A 20,817-nucleotide genomic window follows, 5' to 3' on the forward strand; every position below is an offset into this window, starting at 1 on the left:
ACAACGCAATGAGCCGATTCTTTGGCGAGATCCGCCAGGCCGGGTACGTCGTGCGCGACATCGAGGCCGCCATGGATTACTGGAGCCGCGTGCTCGGCGTCGGGCCCTGGTTCTATAACGAACGCGTGCCTATCGAGGATTATCGTTATCGCGGGCAGTCGTATGAGGTGCATAACTCGGTTGCGCTCGCGAACTCGGGCAGCCTGCAAGTCGAGTTGATCCAGACACGCAACGACGCACCGTCGATGTATCGCGACTTCCTCGCGGCGGGTCACACCGGCCTGCAACACAATGCCTACTGGACCACCGATTTCGACGCCGATCTCGACCGCCTCACGCAGCAAGGCTTCGAAGTGGCGATGAGCGGCAAGGTGGGCGAGAACGGCCGCTTCGTCTACTTCGATACCGAAACCCATCCGGGCACGGTGATCGAGTTGTCGGAGATCGCGGGGCCGAAGGGCAAGCTGTTCGATCTGATCCGTCAGGCCTCGCTCGACTGGGACGGCAAACAGGCCGTGCGCCCGTTTCCTGCGCTGAGCAGCCTATGAACGCGGATGAATTCATCGAGGCCGATTACCTCGTCGAGACGCCACTCGATCCCGCGAAGGTCGCGGACATCATGGCGGGCGAACAGTCGAGCGGCACCTTCGTGCGCGTGGCGGGCGAGAGCGACGCATTGCGCGCGCGCAGCCGCGCGGTGGTCGCGAGCATCCGTGAAGAGGAGCCGCTTGCGCTTCCTTCGCTGCGCAGTGCGTGGCTGGAGCGTCAGCGGATCGGCGGGCCTTACAGAAGGGCGCACGTCACGCTGCGGTTTCCGGTGGCGAACATCGGCGTGAATCTGCCGACGCTCGCGGCGACCGTCGCCGGCAATCTCTACGATCTCGGCGAAACCACGGGCCTGCGCCTGCTCGACGTGCGCGTGCCGGCCGGATACCGCACGCAGTTCCCGCAGCCGCCGCATGGCGTCGCGGGCACGCGCAAGCTGACCGGCGTGGCAAGCGGACCGATGATCGGCACCATCATCAAGCCGAACGTCGGTCTTTCGGCGGACGAGACCGCGCAACTCGTGCGCAGTCTGTGCGAAGCGGGCGTCGATTTCATCAAGGACGACGAGATCGGCGCCAATCCGCTGCATGCGCCGATCGAAGCACGCGTGCGCGCGGTGATGGCGGAAGTGCGCGCCTACCGCGAGAAGAGCGGCAGGAACGTGATGATCGCGTTCAACATCACCGACGAAGTCGATGCGATGCGCCGTCATGCGGATCTCGTCGAACGCGAGGGCGGATCGTGCGTGATGGCGAGCATCAACTGGTGCGGCTTCTCTGCGATCGAGACCTTGCGGCGCGCCACCCCGCTCGCGCTGCACGCGCACCGCAATGGCTACGGAATGATGTCGCGCGATCCTGCGCTCGGCATGTCCTTCGCCGCGTATCAGACGCTGTGGCGTCTCGCGGGCGTCGATCATATGCATGTGCATGGGCTCGCGGGCAAGTTCGCGCAAACCGATGCGGAAGTCATCGCCTCGGCGCGCGCGTGTGCCCAACCTTTGGCCCAAGGCCTCGACGATGCCGTGCTGCCCGCATTCTCATCGGGACAATGGGCGGGCACGGCGCCCGTCACGTTCGACGCGATGCACAGCGACGATCTGCTTTTCATGTCGGGCGGCGGAATGCTCGGGCATCCGGGCGGTGTTGCGGCCGGCGTGGCGAGTGTACGGCAGGCATGGGACGCGGTGCGGCAGGGCATATCGCTGGACGACTATGCGCGGCATGCGCCGGAACTCGCTGCGGCGCTCGCCTTCTTCGGCAGCCGCGCATGAACTTCGCGCCCTATGGCTTCTATGGCGACGATTTCACCGGCGCCACGGATACGCTCGCCACGCTGCATCGCGCCGGGCTGCGCGCGATGCTGTTCGTCGAGCCGCCGACGCCCGAACGTCTCGCGAAGCTTGGGCCGCTGGATGCCATCGGTCTCGCGGGTGCGGCCCGAACGCTTGCGCCGTCGCCGCTACGCGCGCAATTGCGGCAAGTCGCCGAGATCTTCTCGGCGCTTGGCGTGCGCGTCATGCACTACAAGGTCTGTTCGACCTTCGACAGCGCGCCTGAATCCGGCAACATCGCGGTCGCGATGACCTGTCTGCGCGAGCGCTTCACGAATCCTTTCGTGCCGGTCGTTGGCGGGCAGCCGAATCTCGGGCGCTATTGCGCGTTCAGCACGCTCTTCGGGGCGGCGGGCGGCGCGGAGGTGCATCGCATCGATCGTCATCCGGCCATGAGCCGTCATCCGGTCACGCCAATGCACGAAGCGGATCTGCGCCTGCATTTCGAGCGGCTGGGCATGCGCATCGGTGCAATCGACTGGCGCGCTTACTCGCTGCCCGATGCGGCGCTGAAAGATTCCATCAACAGGTATGCCGGCACGCCGGTGCTCTTCGACGTGCTCGACGACATGCATCTGCGCCGCATTGGTACGGAGATGCATGAGCGGGCGGCGCGTGAACCATTGCTGGCAGTGGGCGCGAGCAGCGTCGCGCAGGCGTGGACGCTTGCTTCGGCTTCAGATCGCGACGGGGAAACGGTGGCTGCGTTCGGTCCGGCTCAATCGTCCGTGTTCGTTCTCGCAGGCAGTCTCTCGCCGATGACGGCAGCACAGATCGATGCCGCGCGTTCGTTTCATCGCATCGAACTGGATCCGCGCGAGATGGGCTCGGCATCGTATCGAAGCGAACGTTGCGGGCGCATCGTCGAAGCGCTGCACGAGGGCATGCACGTGTTGGCCTTTACCTGTCGCACGCCGCACCACGAACACGCCGAGGGTCAACCGCTCGCCGAATCCTGCGCGGCGCTACTGCGCGCAGTGATTGAACGCGCCGCGCCCCGGCGCATCGGCATTGCGGGCGGCGATACGTCGAGCCTCGGCGTTCATGCATTGAAACCGTGGGGCCTGTCGTGTCTGGCGATATTGGCCTCAGGCGTCACGGTATGCCGCGTTCATTCCGATGACCCTGCGACGCATGGCATCGAGCTGATGTTGAAGGGCGGACAGATGGGCGGCGCGGAACTCTTCGAGGATTTCATCGCGGGCATCGTGCGCTGAGGCGCCCTGCAATTCATATCAGAAGAGGTAATAAACCCAGCAAAACAGTAAATAGACTAGTAATAATGTCGCTCCTATAGTTTTTCTGCCGACACACATGGCACACGCGTCACAGAGAAACTTTTGGAGATTGAAGACATGAATGCAGGATTGAACGAGATGCTGGCGCAAGCCTTCGCGGAAGCCACCGAGCTCTATCAACAGCGCGGCTTTCAACGGCGCGTGGGATTCGGCAGAAAGCCCGCGCTGGTCAACGTCGATCTCGCGAACGCATGGACCCGCCCGGGCAATCCATTCACGTGCGAAAACATCGATGAGCAGATCATTCCGGGCGTGCAGCGCCTCCTCGCTGCATGCCGCGCGAACGGTCATCCGGTGATCCACGTCACCACGTGCTACCAGGTCACCGACCGCAACAACCCGCATACCGACATGGGGCTGTGGCACAACAAGATTCCCGTCGACGTCGTCTCGCAAGCAGACGAAAACCTCTGGGCCATCGACTCGCGCATCGCGCCCATCGAAGGCGAACAGGTGCTGGTTAAGAAGCGCGCAAGCTCATTTCACGGCACCTATCTCGCCGGCTTCCTGCGTGCCGCAGGCGTCGACACGATTCTCGTCACCGGCGTCACCGCGTCGGCGTGCGTGCGCACCACGCTGTGCGATGGCCTCGCCGAAGGTTTCCGCACGATCGCGGTGCGCGAGTGCATCGGCGACCGCGTGCCGGGCGCGGTCGAATGGAATCTGTTCGACATCGACGCGAAGTTCGCGGATGTCGAGTCCGTGGACCGCTGCGTGGACTATCTGCATTCGGTGAAGGGCTGAGCATCGCGCGGACGCGGACCGCTTCGCCGGCCGCGTCCGCGTGCGAACGCTCGGTTTGACGCGACTCACACTGGAGAACGGGCAATGAACGAAAGTGCTTTACCGGGCGCAGTCCTGGCCGACGATACCGCGCCGCATTCCTCTGCCTTGGTGAACGCCACGTATCGGCGCATCACATGGCGGCTGATTCCGTTTCTTTTCATCTGCTATGTGGCGGCCTATCTGGACCGCATCAACATCGGCTTTGCGCAGATCCAGATGCGGACCGATCTCGGTTTCAGCGACGCGGTGTATGGACTCGGCGCGGGCATCTTCTTCGCGGGATACTTCCTGTTTGAAGTGCCCAGCAATCTCATACTCGAACGCATTGGCGCGCGCAAGACGCTGATCCGGATCATGCTGCTGTGGGGCCTGACATCCGCCGGCATGATGTTCGTGAAGTCGCCCACGGCGTTCTATGTGATGCGTTTCATGCTCGGCGTCTTCGAAGCGGGCTTCTTTCCCGGCATGATCTATTACCTGACCTTCTGGTATCCGGCCGAGCGTCGTGGACGCGTGATGGCGCTGTTCCTGACCGCTGTCGCGATGGCGGGCGTGCTCGGCGGTCCGGTATCGGGCTGGGCCTTGAACCGGCTCGACGGCCTGCACGGTCTGCAAGGCTGGCAATGGCTGTTTCTGGTGGAAGGCCTGCCGTCGTGCCTGCTCGGCATTGCAGCGTTCTTCTACCTCGATGACAAGCCCCGCGACGCACGCTGGCTGAGCGACACCGAAAAGGCGCTCGTGCAACATCAACTCGACGGTGAACGCGACACATCGTCGATGTTCGAGCGGCACGGCTTCGGCGGCGCGCTGAAGAATGCGCGCATCTATGCGCTCGCCTTCGTGTGGTTCACGTTCATCTGCGGCGTCTATGCGATCAGTTTCTGGCTGCCTTCGTTGATTCGCGGCGCGGGCGTGGCCGATGCCTGGTCGATCGGCCTGTTGTCGGCGATTCCCTATGGCATTGCGGCCGTCACGATGGTGCTGGTGAGCCGGAGTTCGGATCGCACCCGCGAGCGCCGCTGGCACACGGCCGGCTGTGCGTTGATTGGCGCGGCGGCGTTGTCGGCCATCAGCGGCACGGGCGCGGACCTCACGCTCGCGCTGGCCTGCATCAGCGTGGCGACGGCCAGCATCTTCACGTTGCAGCCGCTCTTCTGGGCGATCGCCACGGACTTCCTCGCAGGCACGCGCGCGGCGGCGGGCACCATCGCGTTCATTAACAGCCTCGGGCTGCTCGGCGGCTTTGCGAGCCCGAGCATGCTCGGTTTCGTCAAGAACATGACGGGGAGTCTCAACAACGGCTTGTACGTTGTATCGGCCTTGCTCGTGATCGGCGCGCTGATTACGCTGCGTTCGGCGGGCCGACCGGTAAGATAGGGCGCTCGTTCAGCGCACAGGGAGGCCTGACGCAGCATGCGTATCGATGTTCATCACATCCGGGCCTTTCTCGCGGTCGCGGACGCGCTTCAGTTCAGCGTCGCCGCCGAACGGCTGCACATGACCCAGCCTGCGCTGAGCCGCATCATCAAGGCGCTGGAGGAATCCGTGGGCGCGGCGCTGCTTGCGCGCACCACGCGGCGCGTCGAGCTCACCAATGCGGGCCGCGTGTTCGCCGAGCACTGCCAGCTGGCGCTCACGCATATCGATCAGGCCGTGACGCTGGCGCGCCGCGCCGAGGCGGGCAACATCGGACATCTGCGGATCGCGTACATGGACTTCGCGATCAACGGCACCTTGCCCGCGATCATCGAGGCGTTCGGCAAGAAGTTTCCATCGATCAGCATCGATCTCGTCCACATGCCGAGCACCTTGCAGAAGGAAGCGATGCTCGATTCGACCATCGACGTAGGCTTCATGATCGGGCCGTTCGCGGCGCCCGGCGTGGCGACCCGGGTGTTCGGCCGGGAGCCGATGGTCGCGCTGCTGCCGGCGGCGCATCCGCTGAATGGCAAGAAGACACTGCGGCTCGCCGATCTCGCGCATGAGCGTTTCGTGCTCGGCACGCCGCATTCGTGGGAGGCCTTCCGCCACCACTTCTTTTCCATCTGTCATCGCGCGGGCTTCGCGCCTGCCATCGCGCAGGAGGCATCGACGAGCGATGGCATCATCGGCCTGGTCGCGGCGAATACCGGCGTGAGCGTCTATCCCGAATGCATCCGCAATGTTCAGCGCAGCGGCCTGCGTGTGCGGCCGCTCGCGGACAAGGATACGGAGATCGACATGGTCGTGTGCTGGCGCGCCGATACGCGCAACCCGTCGGTGGATACCTTCGTCAGCGAACTGCCGGCCGCGACGCCGCCGCGAGCCGCGCGCGCACGCATAAGCCGCTAGCGCGCCACCGCGGAGCGCATGCCTTCTTGCCGCCGCACGATCCAGTTGAACAGCGGCGTGGCCATCAGCGTGCTGAGCACGGCCATCAACACGAGAATGGAGAACAGGCCCGGCAGGATCACGCCGGCCGCCAGCCCGATGTTGATGATGATGAGTTCCATCAGGCCGCGCGCGTTCATCAATGCGCCGATGGCCATGGCATCGCCGGAAGGCTCGCCGTTCAGACGCGCCGCCGCCCAGCACGCCATGCCCTTGCCGCCGAACGAGGCCAGCAGGACGGCTACCGCAGCAAGCATGATGGCGGGGTCCATCAGCATGTCGAGCCGCGTGTTGAGGCCTGAATAGGTGAAGAACATCGGCAGCAGGAACACGACGACGAACGGTTCGAGCATGTCGCGCAGTTTCTCCGTCAGCGGGCCGCGCGGCAGCGCGACACCCAGCAGGAAGCCGCCGAACACAGCATGAATGCCGATGGCGTCCATGGCGAACGCACACAGCGAGAACAGCACGAGCACGATGGCGAGCACGCTGGAAGGCAAGGGCGCGTCCGGATCGAGGCCGGCGGCGAGACGGCGCAGCAGCTTGTTGCCGGCGAAGATCATGAACAGCGCGAAGCAGACGCCGCCGCCAATGGCGGCATACGCGCCCATCCACGAGCCGCCGAAGCTTGCGAGCACAATAGCGAGGATGCACCATGCGGCGGCGTCGTCGCATGCGCCGGCGGTGAGCGCCAGCGTGCCAAGCGAGGTGCCGGCGAGTCCGCGTTCATGGATGATGCGCGCGAGCATCGGGAAAGCAGTGATGGCGATGGCCGCGCCCAGAAACAAAGAGGCTTCGAACAGACGCGCCTTGACGGCGAACAGGCCGGGGATCGTGAGCAGCCAGGGCGCGAGCGCGAAGGCCAGCGCGAAGGGCACGACGATGCCGGCAAGCGACACGCTCAATGCACTCCTGGCGCGGGCGCGGAAGTGATCGGCGCGAAACCCGGTGCCGACGAGAAACATATAGAGCCCGACACCGAGTTGTGCCGCCACATAGAGCATGCCCATGGTGGCCTTCGGAAACAGCGCCTGCTGCCAGTGCGGCAACAGCAGCCCGAACAGCGAAGGCCCGAGCAGCACGCCCGCGATCATCTCGCCGACGACCTGCGGCTGTCCGGCGCGCCCCGCGAGTCGTCCCACCAACTGGCTGGCGGCGACGATCACGGCGGCCTGCGCGAAGAAGTACACGGATAGCTGGGAGATCGGCATTGATGGATCAGGTGGTGGTGATTGAACGACCGAAGTCTGATGGTGCCGCGGACAGTCTGTCAATGTTCGGCTGGCCGCGAGGGATCGAGCACGAGGAGTGAATTACCGAATGCTATTACCAATAGAGCAATAATTTCCGGTTGATCGCGAAATATTTATTCATAACAATCGGCGCGGCATAACGCTGACTTCTGAGCGGAGATCATCAGGAACATGGGCCGCTCGACTTCCTCCGCGAGCGCAGGCATTGAACGAACCTGTTCTTCCGAAGGCCCCCATTCAATCATCCGGCTCAGCGTAAGACCGCTGTCGATCAGCATGTTGACCAGCGTGCCCATCGTCCGATGCTGCTTGATGACCCCTTCGGCGAGCCAGTGCGTGACACGGCGTCCTTCGTTTTGATAGCCGTCGAGCGGCCAGAAGCTGCGGCCTTCAGCGTCCTTGCAGAAGCGCTGCCGGCGCGGCGCCATCAATACAGGATGCTCGATCGAAAAGACAAAACGCGCCCCCGGCAGCAGCGCGTGATGCACGGACGTCAGCAAGCCCCGCAGATTCTCGATGTAATGAAGCGCGAGCGAACTGTAGATCAGATCGAAGGCGCGCTCGGGCAAGGCGATGGATTCCAGGTCTGCGCGCCGGTAAGTGATTCCCGGATGCGCTTTCCACCCGGCCGCGCGTTGCAGCATTCTCTCCGACACATCGACCCCCAGCACGTCCGCCGCCCCGTGTTCCGCGGCCCAGCGGCAAAACCAGCCGTAGCCGCAGCCAAGATCGAGCACCTTCAGCGCCTGGACATCGGGCAGAAGCCCGCGCAAGGCAGGCCATTCGGGCGCGCCGTCCAGTCCATGAATGGAGCGTTGCAGGCGGCTATAGCCCGCAAAGAGCGTTTCATCGTCGTAGATGTTCTGCGACATGCATCGGTCCGGTTCGCCGTTCGCCTTGAAGGGTGGGTCTCTGCGATTTTGAAGCGTCTCTGGCACGATCTGCCTGACGCTGCTAGATTACCCCTGCTGCCGAATCGTTGATCTCGTGAGACTTCGATGACCGATAAAGACGCATCCCCACGCTCCCCAGTGCCTTCGCTGATTCTCATCGCGGCCATCGTGGCCGTGCTGGTCGCGGCCTTCGCGTACACGGCGGGCTGGCTCTCGCCCAAACGCCTCACGCCCGCGAAGATCGTCGGCAGCCTTGCGCCTCCCGGCGGCGCGGTGCCCGGCTTCAGGCGCAACCACGCGAAAGGCATCTGTTTCACCGGCGACTTCGAATCCAACGGCTCGGGCGCGACGCTCTCCAAAGCGAAGATGTTCGCGCCGGGCACCTACGCCGTTACCGGCCGCTTCAATCTCGCGACGCCCGACCCGAAAGCCTCCGATGCAATGGCGCGCGTGCGCGGTCTCGGCTTGCGCATCGTCACGCCGGACGGCAGCGAATGGCGTTCCGCGATGATCGATGCACCCGTGTTTCCGGTCGCCACGCCGCAAGCCTTCTACGCGCTGCAACTTGCACTTGCGAACAAAAACGATCCTCAATCGATGCAGAAGTTCTCCGCCGCGCATCCCGAGATCGCGGCGTTCGGCGCGTGGGCGGGTTCCGCGCCCTGGACGCCCTCGTATGCGGAGGAACGCTTCAACAGCCTCAACAGCTTCGTGTTCTCGAATGCGGATGGCCAGGATCAGGTCGTGCGCTGGTCCTTCATTCCAGCGGCCAAGGTCGAGAACATCAGCGCGGAACAGCTCAAGGAAAAGGGCGCCAATTTCCTCGATGCCGAGATCACCCAGCGCGTGCAAAGCGCGCCGCAACGCTGGGCTCTGGTCGTGACCGTTGCGAAGCCCGGCGATCCCACTGCGGACCCGAGCAAGGCGTGGCCCGAGGATCGCCACACGGTGGAGGTGGGCACGCTCGTCGTGAAAGCGATCGAACCCGAACCCGACGGCGCGTGCCGCGATCTCAACTTCGATCCCACCGTGCTGCCCGCGGGCATGCGCGTGTCCGACGATCCATTCCCCGCCGCGCGCTCGGCTGCGTACTCGGTGTCGTTCAACCGGCGCACCGCCGAGGACAAGGACTATCCGCACACGCCCGCCGAAGGAGCCCGGCAATGAACGCGATCAACGAGCGGTTCTCGCCGCTGCAACGCGCCTTGCACTGGGTCATGGCGATCTGCATTCTCGCGATGCTGTTCATCGGCGTCGGCATGGTGTCCACCGTGAAGCCCGAGTATCTGACGCTTGTGTCCATTCACAAGCCGCTCGGCGTCGCGATACTCATCCTCGCGCTGATCCGCCTGGTGGTGCGCATCATGCGCGGCGCGCCGCCCTTGCCCGCCGACATGCCCATGCCGATGAAGCTCGCGGCCCAGCTTTCGCACTATGTGTTCTATGCGCTGATGATCGCCTTGCCGCTGCTGGGCTATGGCATGTTGTCGGCGGCGGACTATCCGGTTGTCGTGGCGGGCATGCGCATTCCGTCGCTGCTGCCGCATAGCAATTCACTGCACACGCTGCTGTGGAACGCGCATCGCTTCCTGGCCTTGTGCTTCTTTGCGTTGATCGTCGTGCATCTGGCGGCCGCGCTGTTCCATGCGCTCGTGCGGCGCGACGGCGTCTTCCACGCGATGGCGCCATGGAAGTGAGCCGCGCCGCGCATCACGGCTTCTGCTGCTTGACCACTTCCGCCAGCGCACGCACGCCGGGCTCGATCAGTTCCGCGCGGATCGCCGAGAAGCCCATGCGAAAGCAACGCTGACCATCGGCGAGATCGGCGAAGAACACGTTGCCCGGTTCGATCAACACGCCCAGCGCCAGCGCGTCTTTTGCGAGGCGCGTGGCATCGAGCCAGGGCGGACCTTCAACCCAGCACGACGCGCCGCCCGTTATCTTCGACGCCCGCAATTCGGGCAGATGCGTGGCGAGCGCGCGCATCAGCACTTCGGCGCGCTCCTTGTACACCGGAGCGAGCTTGCGCAGCAGGGTGTCGTGATGACCCAGGGCGAGGAACGTGGCGAACGCGCGCTGAATGTAGGCGGCGGGATGCCGGATCATCAGCCGGCGCAGTGCGCGCAATTCGCGGATCAAGGCGCGCGGCGCGACGATATAACCGAGACGCAAACCCGGCGCAAAGGTCTTCGACAGCGAGCCGATATACACCACGCGTTCCGCGGTATCGAGACTCTTCAGTGCCGGATGCGGCGTGCCGGAAAAGGTGTTCTCGCTTTCGTAATCGTCTTCGATGATGATGAAATCATGCCGCACCGAAAGATCCAGCAACGCACGCCGCCGTTCGATCGGCATGGTCGCGGTGGTGGGGCACTGGTGGCTCGGCGTGACGCACACATAGTCGCATGACGCCATCAACTCTTCGTCGTCGATGACGGCGCCGTCGTCATCCACCGCCAGCGGCACGATCTGCGCGTTGCGATGCTGGAAGATGTTGCGCGCATCCGGATAACCGGGGTTCTCCATGCCCACCTTGGTCTGCGGACCGCACATCAGGTCGGCGATCAGATACAGCGCCTGCTGACAGCCGTTGGTCACGACGATCTCATCCGGCATCGCGAAGACGCCGCGCCTCGGCAGCACACGCGTGCGGATCTGCTCGACGAGCGTTTCATCGTCGCGCTCGATGAGATCCGGCGCCCAGTTGCGTATCTCCAGCACCGAGAGGCCATGCATGCAGCTCTCGCGCCAGTCGCTGGTGGGGAAGAGCTCGGTATCGAATTGCCCGTAAATGAAGGGATATTCGTAGCTCTGCCAGTTCGACGGCTTGACGATGTTGCGTTGATTGGAAGGCGCATGCCGGATGCGCGCGCTCCAGTCCGGATGACCGTGCTCGGTTTGCAGGGCCGGAGTGGCGCGCGTGCCTGTGGCGGTGAAGCCGCGTTGCAGTTCTTCCGTCGCGGGATTGACGAAGTGTCCGCTGCGTTCGCGCGAGACGAGATAGCCTTCCTCGATCAACTGCTGATAAGCGAGCACAACGGTATTGCGCGACACATTCAGTTGGTCCGCCAGCTCGCGGCTCGAAGGCAAGGCGCTGTCGGGCGCGATGTGTCCGCTCAGGATCGCATTGACGATCATCTGGCGGATCTGGTTTTGCAGGCTCATTCCCGAGACCCGTGAACGCTCGAAGAGCTGCGCCCAAAGCGTGGCGGTTGGGCGGGTGGGCATTGCCTGTCTCCTGCGAAGTCATGGTGATGCAGCGATCTTACGTGCGCCTTGCACGCTTGGCCAGCAGATGGAAAAAACCGCCGCGCGGGTAGACCGGCGCGGCGGCGTTCGAGATGCCCGATGAAGCGCGTTCAGGTCGCGGAGAACGCCAGCGAACGGCGCTGCCGCATGCCGACCCACGCGGCCGACAACGCGCTGACGATACCCGCGGCGAGGCAATAGCACGCGATCATCCACGGGTCGCCGCCATTGCGTTGCAGAAGCCATGTCGCGATGATCGGGCTGATGCCGCTCGCGAAGATGCCCGAGAACTGATAGACGAAGGAGATGCCGGAGTAGCGCACGTTGGCGTCGAATAGTTCCGAGAAGAGCGCGGCTTCGGGGCCGTAGATGGATGCATACACGACGCCCAACGGAATCACCACGGCCAGCCACGCGATCATTACGTTGCCGCCGCTGTTCTTCATCAGCCAGAAGCCGAGGAACGCGGACAGGCCGGTGGCGAGCGAGCCCCAGAAGTAGATGCGCGCGCGGCCCACGCGGTCCGAAAGCCGTCCGAACAGCGGTATCGTGAAGATCATCACGAAGGCGGCGACCATCACGCCGAGCAGGGCGTCCGTGCGTTGAAGATGCAGCGTGCCGGTGAGATACGAGATCGAGAAGACGCCGAACACGTTGAAGAACACGCCGTCGATGAAACGCGCGCCCATGCCGGCAAGCGTGTTGCCCGGATACTTCGTGAGCACTTCGAGAATCGGCATGCGCGCTTCGCCACCGGTCTTCTGGATGCGCGCGAACTCCGGCGTTTCCATCACGTTCAGGCGGATATACATGCCGATCAAAACGAGCGCGAACGACAGGAAGAACGCAAGACGCCAGCCCCATGCGAGGAACTGCGCATCGGTGAGCGTGAGCGAGAGCAGCGCGACCACACCGGATGAAATGCACAGGCCGAGCGCGAGACCGATCTGCGGAATGCTCGCATAGAAGCCGCGCTTGTTCTCGGGGGCATACTCGAAGGCCATCAGCACCGCGCCGCCCCATTCGCCGCCGAGCCCGATGCCTTGCAGCACGCGCAGGAGCAGCAGCAACGTGGGCGCCCAGATGCCGATCTGCGCGTAGGTGGGCACCATGCCGATCAGCACGGTCGCGACGCCCATGATCGTCAGCGTCATCACCAGCATGCTCTTTCTGCCGATGCGGTCGCCGAAATGCCCGAAGATCACGCCACCCAGCGGACGGCTCAGGAAGCCGACCGCGAAGGTGCCATAGGCCAGCATCGTCGAGATGAGCGGATCGCCGGTCGGGAAGTACAGCTTGTTGAAAACGATGCCGGCGACGACACCGTATAGAAAGAAGTCGTACCACTCGATCGTCGCGCCAATGAGACTGGCGACGACGACTTTCCTCATCTGCTTGCCATCGGTTCGGGGCAGTGCATTCATGGTTGTCTCCGTATGTCTGCGTGTGTTCGAGACTTGTGTTCAGTCTCTCTGTCCTGCATGGGCCATCGGCGTCTCGATGACGCCGCCGGGTGCTTCCTCCACGTGCGTCACGCGCTGATAACGCTGATCTTCGAGAATCATGTCGGCCGCCTTCTCGGCGATCATGATGACGGGCGCATTCGTGTTGCCCGATACGAGCTCCGGCATGATCGACGCATCCACCACGCGCAGGCGGCCGATGCCGCGCACCTTCAGGCGTTCGTCGACCACCGCCTGCGCATCGCTGCCCATCTTGCAGGTGCCGGCCGGGTGATAGATGGACTGGCTGAACTTGCGCGCGACTTCGAGCAGGTCGGCATCAGACTGATAGGCCGCGCCAGGAATGAACTCCGACACGATGTGTTTGGCGAGTGAAGGCGCAGCGGCGATCCGGCGCGCCACCTTGATGCCGCCGATGACCACGGGATGATCGCGTTCGTCGGAAAGGTAGTTGGCGTGAATGGCCGGGTATTGCAACGGATCGTTCGACCGGATCTCGACCCTGCCTCGGCTATGAGGCCGCAACTGACACACCGACGACGTGAATGCCGAGAACGGATGCGCGCCTTCGCCGGGTTTGTCGGCGGAGAGCGGCTGCATGTGGAACTGGATGTCGGGGCGCGTGAGTTCGGGCGACGTGCGCGTGAAGATCACGACCTGACTGGCCGCTAGCGTGAGCGGACCGGTGCGCGAGAACGCGTATTGCAGACCGATGAGCGCTTTCTTCAGCGGGTTGTTGACTTCGTCGTTGAGGGTGCGTTCACGGGTCTTGAAGACGAGCCGTACTTGCAGATGATCCTGCAGGTTCTGGCCGACACCCGGCAGCGCGTGACGTACCTGTACGCCCGCGCGGTCCAGTACGTCGGCGGGACCGACGCCGGAGTTCTGCAGGATCTGCGGCGTACCAATTGCCCCGGCGGCGAGGATCACCTCGACGCGCGCGCGTACCGTCTTCACCGCGCCCTCATGAAGATATTCGATGCCGACCGCTTCACGGTCTTTGAAGAGCACCTTGCGCGTTTGCGCCCGCGTCTGGACGATCAGGTTCCGCCGGTCGCGCACCGGCTTGAGAAAGCCTTTGGCCGTGCTCCAGCGCAAGCCTCTGTAGGCCGTCTGCTGGAAGTAGCCGACGCCTTCCTGAACGGCGCCGTTGTAGTCGTCGTTGAACGGGATGCCGGTTTCTTGCGCGGCCGCGATGAAGTGATCGGCGATAGGACGGCGCAAGCGCAGGTCCGAGACTTTCAGCGGGCCACCCACGCCGTGATATTCGTTCGCGCCGTGCTCCTGATCTTCTGATTTCCTGAAGTAGGGCAGGACGTCGCGATAGCTCCAGCCGGCGTTGCCGAGCTCCGCCCAGCGGTCGTAGTCCTCGCGCTGACCGCGCACGTACAGCAAGCCGTTCAGCGAACTGCATCCGCCGAGCACTTTCCCGCGCGGCCAGTCGATGCTGCGGCCCGCAACCGCGTCGTCCGGTTCGGTGCGATAGCACCAGTCCAGCTCGGGGTTGTGCATCGTCTTGAAGTAGCCGACGGGAATATGAATCCACGGGTTTGCATCCGGACCGCCGGCTTCGAGCAACAGCACGGTATTGGATGGATCGGCGCTGAGGCGATTGGCGAGGACGCAGCCCGCCGAGCCCGCTCCGACGATGACGTAATCGACTTCCTGCTGCATGAGACTTGTCTCCTGGAGTCTTCTTCTGGAACGAAGCGTTTCGTTTCTGTACGTTCAATGTGGAAGAAGCAGCGGGCGATGCCAAGAGAAAAGCGCGCGAGATCGCGAAAGTGAAACGGAAAGTGCCGAATCCGATTCAGAAACATGAGGCTCTTCGGGTTCTCCCGAAGCCGTTTTTTATTGCTCGGAATTCCGAAAAAAAGTGATGATGCGGCGCATCAGAAAGTAGCGGACAGCTCGCTTGCGGCTTCCCGTAGACGCGGCACGAAAGTGAGTGCGCGCGACAGGCTCATGCGCGACACGGGACCATGCACCGCGATCGCAGCAATGCTCTTGCCGCGCGAATCGAGCACCGGCACGGCCACGCAGGCGATGCCCAGCACGAATTCCTCGTTATCCACGGCGATGCCCTTGTGCGCGATGCGATCCAGCTCGGCTTCGAGCAGATTGGGTTCGTCGAGCGTGTTCGGCGTAAAGCGTTCCAGCCGCATCGCGCGGATGAGCGAGGCGCGTTCTTCGCGCGGCATCGTGGCGAGCAGCAGCTTGCCACTCGCGCTGCAATGCGCGGGCACATGCGAGCCGGGCTTGAGTTCGAGCCGCAGCGCCCAGGTGGATTCGCAGCGGTCGAGATAGAGCACTTCGGTGTCGTGCAGCATGCTCAGGTTGCAGGTCTCGCCGAGATCGGCGACGAGACGTTGCAGGATCGCGTGGCGCTGGCGGCGCGCGCCGCTGTGCATCATCACATCGACGCCCAGTTGTTCGAGCCGTGGCCCGACCACATAGGCGTTCTTCTGACCCGGCTCGCGCGCGACGAAGCCGCCCGCTTCGAGCGATTGCAACATGCGGTGCAGCGAAGCCTTGGGCTGGTCGAGCGCGTTCGCCAGGTCCGCCAGCGACAGCGCGCCGCGTGCGGCGACCAGATGTTCGAGCACGCTGAAGGCGCGCAGCGTCGGCGTCTCGGCGCGTGCGTGCGGAGCGGTGTCGTTGAGCGCGGCGTTGTCCGCCGCTTCAGTCAGGCCGGGCGTGGCGGTGTCGACTCGGGTATCCATGCGGCCTCACGTCGTCGTATGCCGCGCGGCCTGTGCCTGCACGCAGGTCACGGCAATCACGTGGTAGATGTCGTCGGCGCTGCAGCCGCGCGAGAGGTCGTTGGCGGGCTTTGCAAGCCCTTGCAGCAGCGGACCGATGGCCTTCGCGCCGCCAATGCGCTCAGCCAGCTTATAGCCGATGTTGCCCGCTTCGAGACTCGGGAAAATCAGCGTGTTCGCATGTCCCTCCACGCGCGAGTGATGCACCTTGCGCAGGGCAATCTCCGCGACGATGGCGGCGTCGAGCTGCACGTCGCCGTCGATGGCGAGGTCGGGGCGCGCTTCCTGCACGCGCCGGGTCGCCTCGATGACCTTGTCCACGGCCGCATGATGCGCGCTGCCGCTCGTGGAGAACGACAGCATCGCGACGCGCGGGTCTTCCATCAGCAGACTGCGGGCGCTGTCGGCGGCCGCCATGGCGATCTCGGCGAGCTGCTCCGCGTCCGGCTGCACGACGAGCGCGCAGTCCGAAAAAATCAGGCCGCCTTTCATCGTATGGAAAGGCTCGCACAACATCATCAGGAAGAAGCTCGACACGAGCTTGAAGGACGGCCGCACGCCGATGATCTGGATGGCGTTGCGCACGACGTCGGCGGTCGTGTTGACCGCGCCGGAGACGGAACCGTCCGCTTCGCCGAGCCGCACCATCAGGTTGGCGAAGCACAGCGGATCGAGCACGGCGGCGCGCGCTGCATCGGCCGTCATGCCTTTCTTTTCACGCAACGCGAACAGCGTTTCAGCAAAGCGCTGCGTCAGCGATGATTCGCGTGGATCGATCAGCTCGATGCCGTCGAGGTCGATGTTCGCTTCATCGGCGATCTGATGCGCGCGCGATCTCGCACCGACGAGCACGATGCGCGCGATGCCCTCCCGATGCGCGCGCTGGGCGGCCTGCAACACGCGCAGGTCCTCGGCTTCGGAGAGCACGATGCGCATCGGCAGGTCGCGAGCCTGATCGATGATGCGATGCATGGCTTTCATGGGGGCGCTCGGTGAGATGCAAAAGAAAAACGCCGCCCCGTGGGTGCAGGGCGGCGTGGCGAAGGACTTAGACGTAGTCTTTGTACTTGTCGAGCATGCGCACGGGCTTCGAGAGCGCATCGCGACGGAACGGGTCACCGAGTTCGCGCGTACACATGATCTCGATGATCGTCGTCTTGCCGTGATTCATCTGCAGATCGATGGCCTTCTTCAGCGCCGGGCCCACATCTTCCAGCTTGTCGACGACGATGCCTTCCGCGCCCATCGCCTTCGCGATCTCGGCGAAGCTCTGGTTGTCGAGTTCGCCTGCCACGAAGCGGCGGTTGTAGAAGTCCACCTGATTCTTCTTCTCCGCGCCCCACTGACGGTTATGGAACACCACGGCCGTCACGGGAATGTTATGACGCACGCAGGTCATGGTTTCCATCAGGCTCATGCCCCATGCACCATCGCCCGCATACGACACGGCAGGACGATGCGGCGCCGCGACCTTCGCACCGATGATCGTGGGGAACGCATAGCCGCAATTGCCCCAGCTCATCGCCGCGAAGAAGCTGCGCGGCTTGTTGAAGCGCAGATAGCTGTTGGCCACCGAGTTGATGTTGCCGATGTCGGTCGAAACCATCACGTCATCCGGCATCGCCTTTTCGAGCTCGCGCAGCACCTGGCGCGGATGCAGGAACTGGCCGCCGCTGAACGGCTTCTCGCCCTTCTGTTCCTCGATCATGTCGAGGCTGTAGGCATCGCGTTCATGGGTCCAGTCGTCGAGTTCCTTCTCCCAGGCGGCCTTTTCATCGGCGATGGTCTTCGCGCGGGCTTCTTTCGTCGCGTCCGAAGCGAGCTTGCGGTCGGCGAGGCGCTGCGTGAGCGCAATGGCGCTGGCCTTCGCGTCGCCGCAGATGCCGACGGAAATCTTCTTCACGAGACCGAGCATCTTGTGGTCGGCATCGATCTGGATGACCTTTGCTTCCTTCGGCCAGTAATCGAGACCATGCTGCGGCAGCGTGCCGAACGGTCCAAGGCGCGAACCCAGGGCGATCACGACATCGGCCTGGCTCAGCAGCTTCATCGCGGCCTTGGAGCCTTGATAGCCGAGCGGGCCGCACCACAGCGGATGCTTCGCCGGGAACGAGTCGTTGTGCAGGTAGCTGTTCACGACCGGTGCGCCGAGGCGTTCCGCGAGCGCCTTGCATTCCTCGATGGCGTCGGACATCACCACGCCGCCACCCGAAATGATGACCGGGAATTTGGCTTCGGCCAGCAGATCCGCCGCTTCGTTGAGGCTCTGGTCCCCGCCGGGGCCGCGATCGAGGCGCTGCGGCTTCGGAATCTCGACCTTCACTTCGCCATAGAAGTAGTCACGCGGAATGTTGAGCTGGGTCGGCCCCATCTCGGACATCGCGCGGTCGAAGCAGCGCGCGGTGTATTCGGCCATGCGCGCCGGATGCGTGACGTGGCCCTGGTATTTGGTGAACTCCTGGAACATCGGCAGTTGCTTGGCTTCCTGGAAGCCGCCGAGACCGATACCCATCGTTCCGGCTTCCGGCGTGACGATCACCACCGGGCTATGCGCCCAGTAGGCCGCCGCAATGGCTGTCACGCAGTTGCTGATGCCCGGTCCGTTCTGGCCGATCACGACGCCGTGACGGCCCGACACACGCGAATAGCCGTCGGCCATGTGACCCGCGCCTTGCTCGTGCACGACCGGAATCAGACGGATGCCGGCCGGCGCGAAGATGTCCATCGCGTCCATGAAGGCCGATCCCATGATGCCGAACATTTCCGTCACGCCATTGGCAGCGAGCGTTTCGACGAAGGCTTCCGAAGGGGTCATCGCCTGCGGACCGCTCGGCGCCGTGTTCGCGGCGAGGGTGGTCTTGGAAGGACGGGCTTGGTCGTGCTCGCTCATGAGAATGTCTCCGAATGAAAAACGGAACGTTTGGTTCCGGAATGTGTATCGTGGAGACATCGTAGGACTGGCCGATCCGCACGTCAACCGGTTTTTCAAATAAATGGAATGAATCGTCTCAAAAAAATTCGAACGAGTTGCAACGAATAAAAGCATCCGGCGCCGCGCGCGTTGTGCGGCGGACCTCGATGGCACATTGGAGCGCGGGGGATGGGCTAGCGCGCAGCCTGGCGCTGCCGCGCCATGAGCGTCAAGCCTTCGGATGTATCGATCAGCGTCGCGAGCTTCTCGGCCGTCTCGCGAAGTTGCGGCACGGCTTTCAGCAGATCGTTGAGATTGGCGCGCGCGGTCGGCGCATGGGCGGCGAGGCATGCCAGCACGCGCCCCGTGACAGCGTCCGTGATGGGTACTGCCACGGCCACCATGCCGAGGACGAACTCCTCGTTGTCGATACCGAGGCGGCGCGCGGCCAGCCGGTCGAGTTCGGCCTCGAGCAATGCCGGGTCCGTGAGCGTGCGATGGGTCCTTCGTGTCAGTGTGAGGCGGCCGAGTATCTGGCGGCGCTCGGCAAGCGGCATGTGCGACAGGAACAGCTTGCCGCTGGCGGTGCAGTGGAGCGGCACGCGCATGCCGGCCTGCATGTGCAGGCGCAGCGGCTCGGGCGTTTCGACGCGCTCGATATAGAGCACGGTATCCCCGTCCAGCGCGGTGAGGTTGCAACTCTCGCCGATCGCGTCGACGAGCGAGCGCAGCAGCGAACGGCACGCCCGCGTGAACGAATTGTTGGCGAGCGTCGCCAGTGCGAGCTGGGCGGCGCGCGGGCCGAGCGCGATGCCGCGGTCGGTGCCGCGCGAATCGGGCATGTGAGTGACGTAGCCCTGCGACTCCAGCGCCTCGACGAGGCGCAACAGGGTTGCCTTGGGAATCCGCACGCGGGCGGCAAGCTGGGACAGCGTGTAAGGCTGGCCAGCAGAGGCGAGTTGTTCGAGCACCGCGAGCGGACGAAGCGTCCGTGCTTCGTCGCCGGCGAGGTCGGCGGGATCGAGATGAGTGACGTCGCGCATGTACCGGAATCGGAACGATTGGTTTCGGATTACGGGTACTCTACGCCGGTTCCCGCGTCACGCGCTACATTTTTCGGAACGTTCGGTTGCGTTTTTATTTGGATCTATGAAGGTCTCAGAACGTCTTTTTCAGGTCTTCGGCGGCTTCCTTCAGGCGCGGCAGCATCTCCAGTACGCGCGAAAGTGGCGAGCGCGACACCGGCGCATGCACCGCGATAGCCGCAATACACGACCCATACATATCGACGATCGGCGCTGCCGCGCACACGATGCCCTGCACGAACTCCTCGTTGTCTATGGCGACGCCCTTCCTTGCGGTGCGGTCGAGTTCCGCTTCGAGCATCTCGGTATCCGTGATGGTGTTGGCCGTGAAGCGTTCGAGTTTCATCGCGCGCACCAGCGCGTTGCGCTCCTCGCGCGGCAGCATGGCGAGCAGCAGCTTGCCACTGGCGCTGCACCACACCGGCACGTGCGATCCAGGCCTGAGGTCCAGCCGCAGCGGCCAGGGCGCCTCGACGCGGTCCAGATACAGCACCTCGTTCTCGTGCAGCATTGTGAGATTGCAGGTTTCGCCGAGATCGGCAACGAGCCGCGTGAGAATGGCGTGGCGCAGCCGCCGCGCACCCGCGTGCGTCATCACGCTGAGACCCAGTTGTGCCAGACGCGGGCCCACCACATAGGCATTCCGGTCGCCCGGCTCGCGGATCACCAGACCGCCGGCCTCGAGCGAAGCCAGCATGCGGTGCAGCGAAGGCTTGGGCATGCCCATGTCCTCGGCCATGTCCGTGAGCGACACGGGATTGCCCGCCTGCACGAGATATTCGAGTAGCGCGAAGGCGCGCAGTGTGGGCGTGTCGGGCTTGTCCATCGGCGTTTTCCGTTTGATTTCGTTCGACATTATTGTAATTGG

At 63.9% G+C, this 20,817-nt stretch carries 18 protein-coding genes; 8 read left to right on the forward strand and 10 right to left on the reverse strand.

Features of this window, described 5'->3' with window-relative positions; all coding sequences use genetic code 11:
- Positions 1-8: 8 nt before the first annotated feature.
- The 6 genes from QCE63_RS14305 to QCE63_RS14330 all read left to right on the forward strand — a co-directional run bounded on the left by QCE63_RS14305 (position 9) and on the right by QCE63_RS14330 (position 6,294).
- Positions 9-548, forward strand: coding sequence for a VOC family protein (locus QCE63_RS14305; RefSeq protein ID WP_309833870.1), 540 nt, complete (start codon positions 9-11; stop codon positions 546-548).
- On the forward strand, positions 545-1,819 hold the full coding sequence (locus QCE63_RS14310) for a ribulose-bisphosphate carboxylase large subunit family protein (RefSeq protein ID WP_309833872.1): 1,275 nt from the start codon (positions 545-547) through the stop codon (positions 1,817-1,819). Before QCE63_RS14305 ends, QCE63_RS14310 begins: the two co-directional genes overlap by 4 nt.
- Positions 1,816-3,096, forward strand: coding sequence for a four-carbon acid sugar kinase family protein (locus QCE63_RS14315; protein WP_309833874.1), 1,281 nt, complete (start codon positions 1,816-1,818; stop codon positions 3,094-3,096). Before QCE63_RS14310 ends, QCE63_RS14315 begins: the two co-directional genes overlap by 4 nt.
- A gap of 138 nt (positions 3,097-3,234) precedes the next feature.
- Positions 3,235-3,921 (forward strand): isochorismatase family protein, encoded by a 687-nt coding sequence (locus QCE63_RS14320; protein WP_309833876.1) that lies wholly within the window; start codon positions 3,235-3,237, stop codon positions 3,919-3,921.
- Between the two features lie 84 nt (positions 3,922-4,005).
- Positions 4,006-5,340, forward strand: a complete 1,335-nt coding sequence (locus tag QCE63_RS14325; protein WP_309833877.1) for an MFS transporter — start codon at positions 4,006-4,008, stop codon at positions 5,338-5,340.
- A 36-nt stretch (positions 5,341-5,376) separates the two neighbouring features.
- Positions 5,377-6,294, forward strand: coding sequence for a LysR family transcriptional regulator (locus QCE63_RS14330; RefSeq protein ID WP_309833878.1), 918 nt, complete (start codon positions 5,377-5,379; stop codon positions 6,292-6,294).
- Here the strand turns inward: QCE63_RS14330 and QCE63_RS14335 are convergent.
- Together QCE63_RS14335 and QCE63_RS14340 are read right to left on the reverse strand one after the other, a co-directional pair.
- A complete protein-coding gene (locus QCE63_RS14335) occupies positions 6,291-7,544 on the reverse strand; it encodes a cation:proton antiporter (RefSeq protein ID WP_309833881.1) in 1,254 nt (417 codons plus the stop codon). The two genes, QCE63_RS14330 and QCE63_RS14335, sit on opposite strands and share 4 nt — an antisense overlap.
- A gap of 155 nt (positions 7,545-7,699) precedes the next feature.
- Positions 7,700-8,458, reverse strand: coding sequence for a class I SAM-dependent methyltransferase (locus QCE63_RS14340; protein ID WP_309833882.1), 759 nt, complete (start codon positions 8,456-8,458; stop codon positions 7,700-7,702).
- Positions 8,459-8,584: 126 nt separating this feature from the next.
- On the opposite strand from QCE63_RS14340, the gene QCE63_RS14345 reads away from it, so the two are divergent.
- Positions 8,585-9,646: a catalase family peroxidase gene (locus tag QCE63_RS14345; protein WP_309833883.1), complete on the forward strand. Its 1,062-nt coding sequence runs from the start codon at positions 8,585-8,587 to the stop codon at positions 9,644-9,646.
- Positions 9,643-10,176 (forward strand): cytochrome b, encoded by a 534-nt coding sequence (locus QCE63_RS14350; protein ID WP_309833884.1) that lies wholly within the window; start codon positions 9,643-9,645, stop codon positions 10,174-10,176. Before QCE63_RS14345 ends, QCE63_RS14350 begins: the two co-directional genes overlap by 4 nt.
- A gap of 13 nt (positions 10,177-10,189) precedes the next feature.
- On the opposite strand, the gene QCE63_RS14355 is transcribed toward QCE63_RS14350, so the two are convergent.
- From QCE63_RS14355 to QCE63_RS14390, 8 genes are all read right to left on the reverse strand, one after another.
- On the reverse strand, positions 10,190-11,707 hold the full coding sequence (locus QCE63_RS14355; protein ID WP_309833887.1) for a PLP-dependent aminotransferase family protein: 1,518 nt from the start codon (positions 11,705-11,707) through the stop codon (positions 10,190-10,192).
- A 131-nt stretch (positions 11,708-11,838) separates the two neighbouring features.
- Positions 11,839-13,152 carry an MFS transporter gene (locus QCE63_RS14360; RefSeq protein ID WP_309833888.1) on the reverse strand — a complete coding sequence of 438 codons (1,314 nt, stop codon included), beginning with the start codon at positions 13,150-13,152 and terminating at the stop codon, positions 11,839-11,841.
- A gap of 39 nt (positions 13,153-13,191) precedes the next feature.
- Positions 13,192-14,865, reverse strand: a complete 1,674-nt coding sequence (locus QCE63_RS14365) for a choline dehydrogenase (protein WP_309833889.1) — start codon at positions 14,863-14,865, stop codon at positions 13,192-13,194.
- 218 nt (positions 14,866-15,083) lie between these two features.
- Positions 15,084-15,914 (reverse strand): IclR family transcriptional regulator, encoded by an 831-nt coding sequence (locus tag QCE63_RS14370; protein ID WP_309833891.1) that lies wholly within the window; start codon positions 15,912-15,914, stop codon positions 15,084-15,086.
- 6 nt (positions 15,915-15,920) lie between these two features.
- On the reverse strand, positions 15,921-16,934 hold the full coding sequence (gene pta / locus QCE63_RS14375; protein WP_309833893.1) for a phosphate acetyltransferase: 1,014 nt from the start codon (positions 16,932-16,934) through the stop codon (positions 15,921-15,923).
- Positions 16,935-17,001: 67 nt separating this feature from the next.
- A complete protein-coding gene (gene xsc / locus QCE63_RS14380) occupies positions 17,002-18,843 on the reverse strand; it encodes a sulfoacetaldehyde acetyltransferase (protein ID WP_309833894.1) in 1,842 nt (613 codons plus the stop codon).
- Between the two features lie 215 nt (positions 18,844-19,058).
- Complete coding sequence (locus tag QCE63_RS14385; protein WP_309833895.1) at positions 19,059-19,907, reverse strand: IclR family transcriptional regulator; 849 nt, start codon at positions 19,905-19,907, stop codon at positions 19,059-19,061.
- Between the two features lie 115 nt (positions 19,908-20,022).
- The gene (locus tag QCE63_RS14390) at positions 20,023-20,775 is read right to left on the reverse strand and encodes an IclR family transcriptional regulator (RefSeq protein WP_309833896.1); all 753 of its coding nucleotides are present in this window, start codon (positions 20,773-20,775) and stop codon (positions 20,023-20,025) included.
- Positions 20,776-20,817: the final 42 nt, after the last annotated feature.

This window comes from Caballeronia sp. LZ065 (assembly GCF_031450975.1).
Lineage (GTDB): Bacteria > Pseudomonadota > Gammaproteobacteria > Burkholderiales > Burkholderiaceae > Caballeronia.

Excerpts from the sequence above, each read along its gene's own strand:
- QCE63_RS14305 (WP_309833870.1), top strand. The coding sequence starts at position 9 with ATGAGCCGATTCTTTGGCGAGATCCGCCAGGCCGGGTACGTCGTGCGC.
- QCE63_RS14310 (WP_309833872.1), top strand. The coding sequence starts at position 545 with ATGAACGCGGATGAATTCATCGAGGCCGATTACCTCGTCGAGACGCCA.
- QCE63_RS14315 (WP_309833874.1), top strand. The coding sequence starts at position 1,816 with ATGAACTTCGCGCCCTATGGCTTCTATGGCGACGATTTCACCGGCGCC.
- QCE63_RS14320 (WP_309833876.1), top strand. The coding sequence starts at position 3,235 with ATGAATGCAGGATTGAACGAGATGCTGGCGCAAGCCTTCGCGGAAGCC.
- QCE63_RS14325 (WP_309833877.1), top strand. The coding sequence starts at position 4,006 with ATGAACGAAAGTGCTTTACCGGGCGCAGTCCTGGCCGACGATACCGCG.
- QCE63_RS14330 (WP_309833878.1), top strand. The coding sequence starts at position 5,377 with ATGCGTATCGATGTTCATCACATCCGGGCCTTTCTCGCGGTCGCGGAC.
- QCE63_RS14335 (WP_309833881.1), bottom strand. The coding sequence starts at position 7,544 with ATGCCGATCTCCCAGCTATCCGTGTACTTCTTCGCGCAGGCCGCCGTG.
- QCE63_RS14340 (WP_309833882.1), bottom strand. The coding sequence starts at position 8,458 with ATGTCGCAGAACATCTACGACGATGAAACGCTCTTTGCGGGCTATAGC.
- QCE63_RS14345 (WP_309833883.1), top strand. The coding sequence starts at position 8,585 with ATGACCGATAAAGACGCATCCCCACGCTCCCCAGTGCCTTCGCTGATT.
- QCE63_RS14350 (WP_309833884.1), top strand. The coding sequence starts at position 9,643 with ATGAACGCGATCAACGAGCGGTTCTCGCCGCTGCAACGCGCCTTGCAC.
- QCE63_RS14355 (WP_309833887.1), bottom strand. The coding sequence starts at position 11,707 with ATGCCCACCCGCCCAACCGCCACGCTTTGGGCGCAGCTCTTCGAGCGT.
- QCE63_RS14360 (WP_309833888.1), bottom strand. The coding sequence starts at position 13,152 with ATGAATGCACTGCCCCGAACCGATGGCAAGCAGATGAGGAAAGTCGTC.
- QCE63_RS14365 (WP_309833889.1), bottom strand. The coding sequence starts at position 14,865 with ATGCAGCAGGAAGTCGATTACGTCATCGTCGGAGCGGGCTCGGCGGGC.
- QCE63_RS14370 (WP_309833891.1), bottom strand. The coding sequence starts at position 15,914 with ATGGATACCCGAGTCGACACCGCCACGCCCGGCCTGACTGAAGCGGCG.
- pta (WP_309833893.1), bottom strand. The coding sequence starts at position 16,934 with ATGAAAGCCATGCATCGCATCATCGATCAGGCTCGCGACCTGCCGATG.
- xsc (WP_309833894.1), bottom strand. The coding sequence starts at position 18,843 with ATGAGCGAGCACGACCAAGCCCGTCCTTCCAAGACCACCCTCGCCGCG.
- QCE63_RS14385 (WP_309833895.1), bottom strand. The coding sequence starts at position 19,907 with ATGCGCGACGTCACTCATCTCGATCCCGCCGACCTCGCCGGCGACGAA.
- QCE63_RS14390 (WP_309833896.1), bottom strand. The coding sequence starts at position 20,775 with ATGGACAAGCCCGACACGCCCACACTGCGCGCCTTCGCGCTACTCGAA.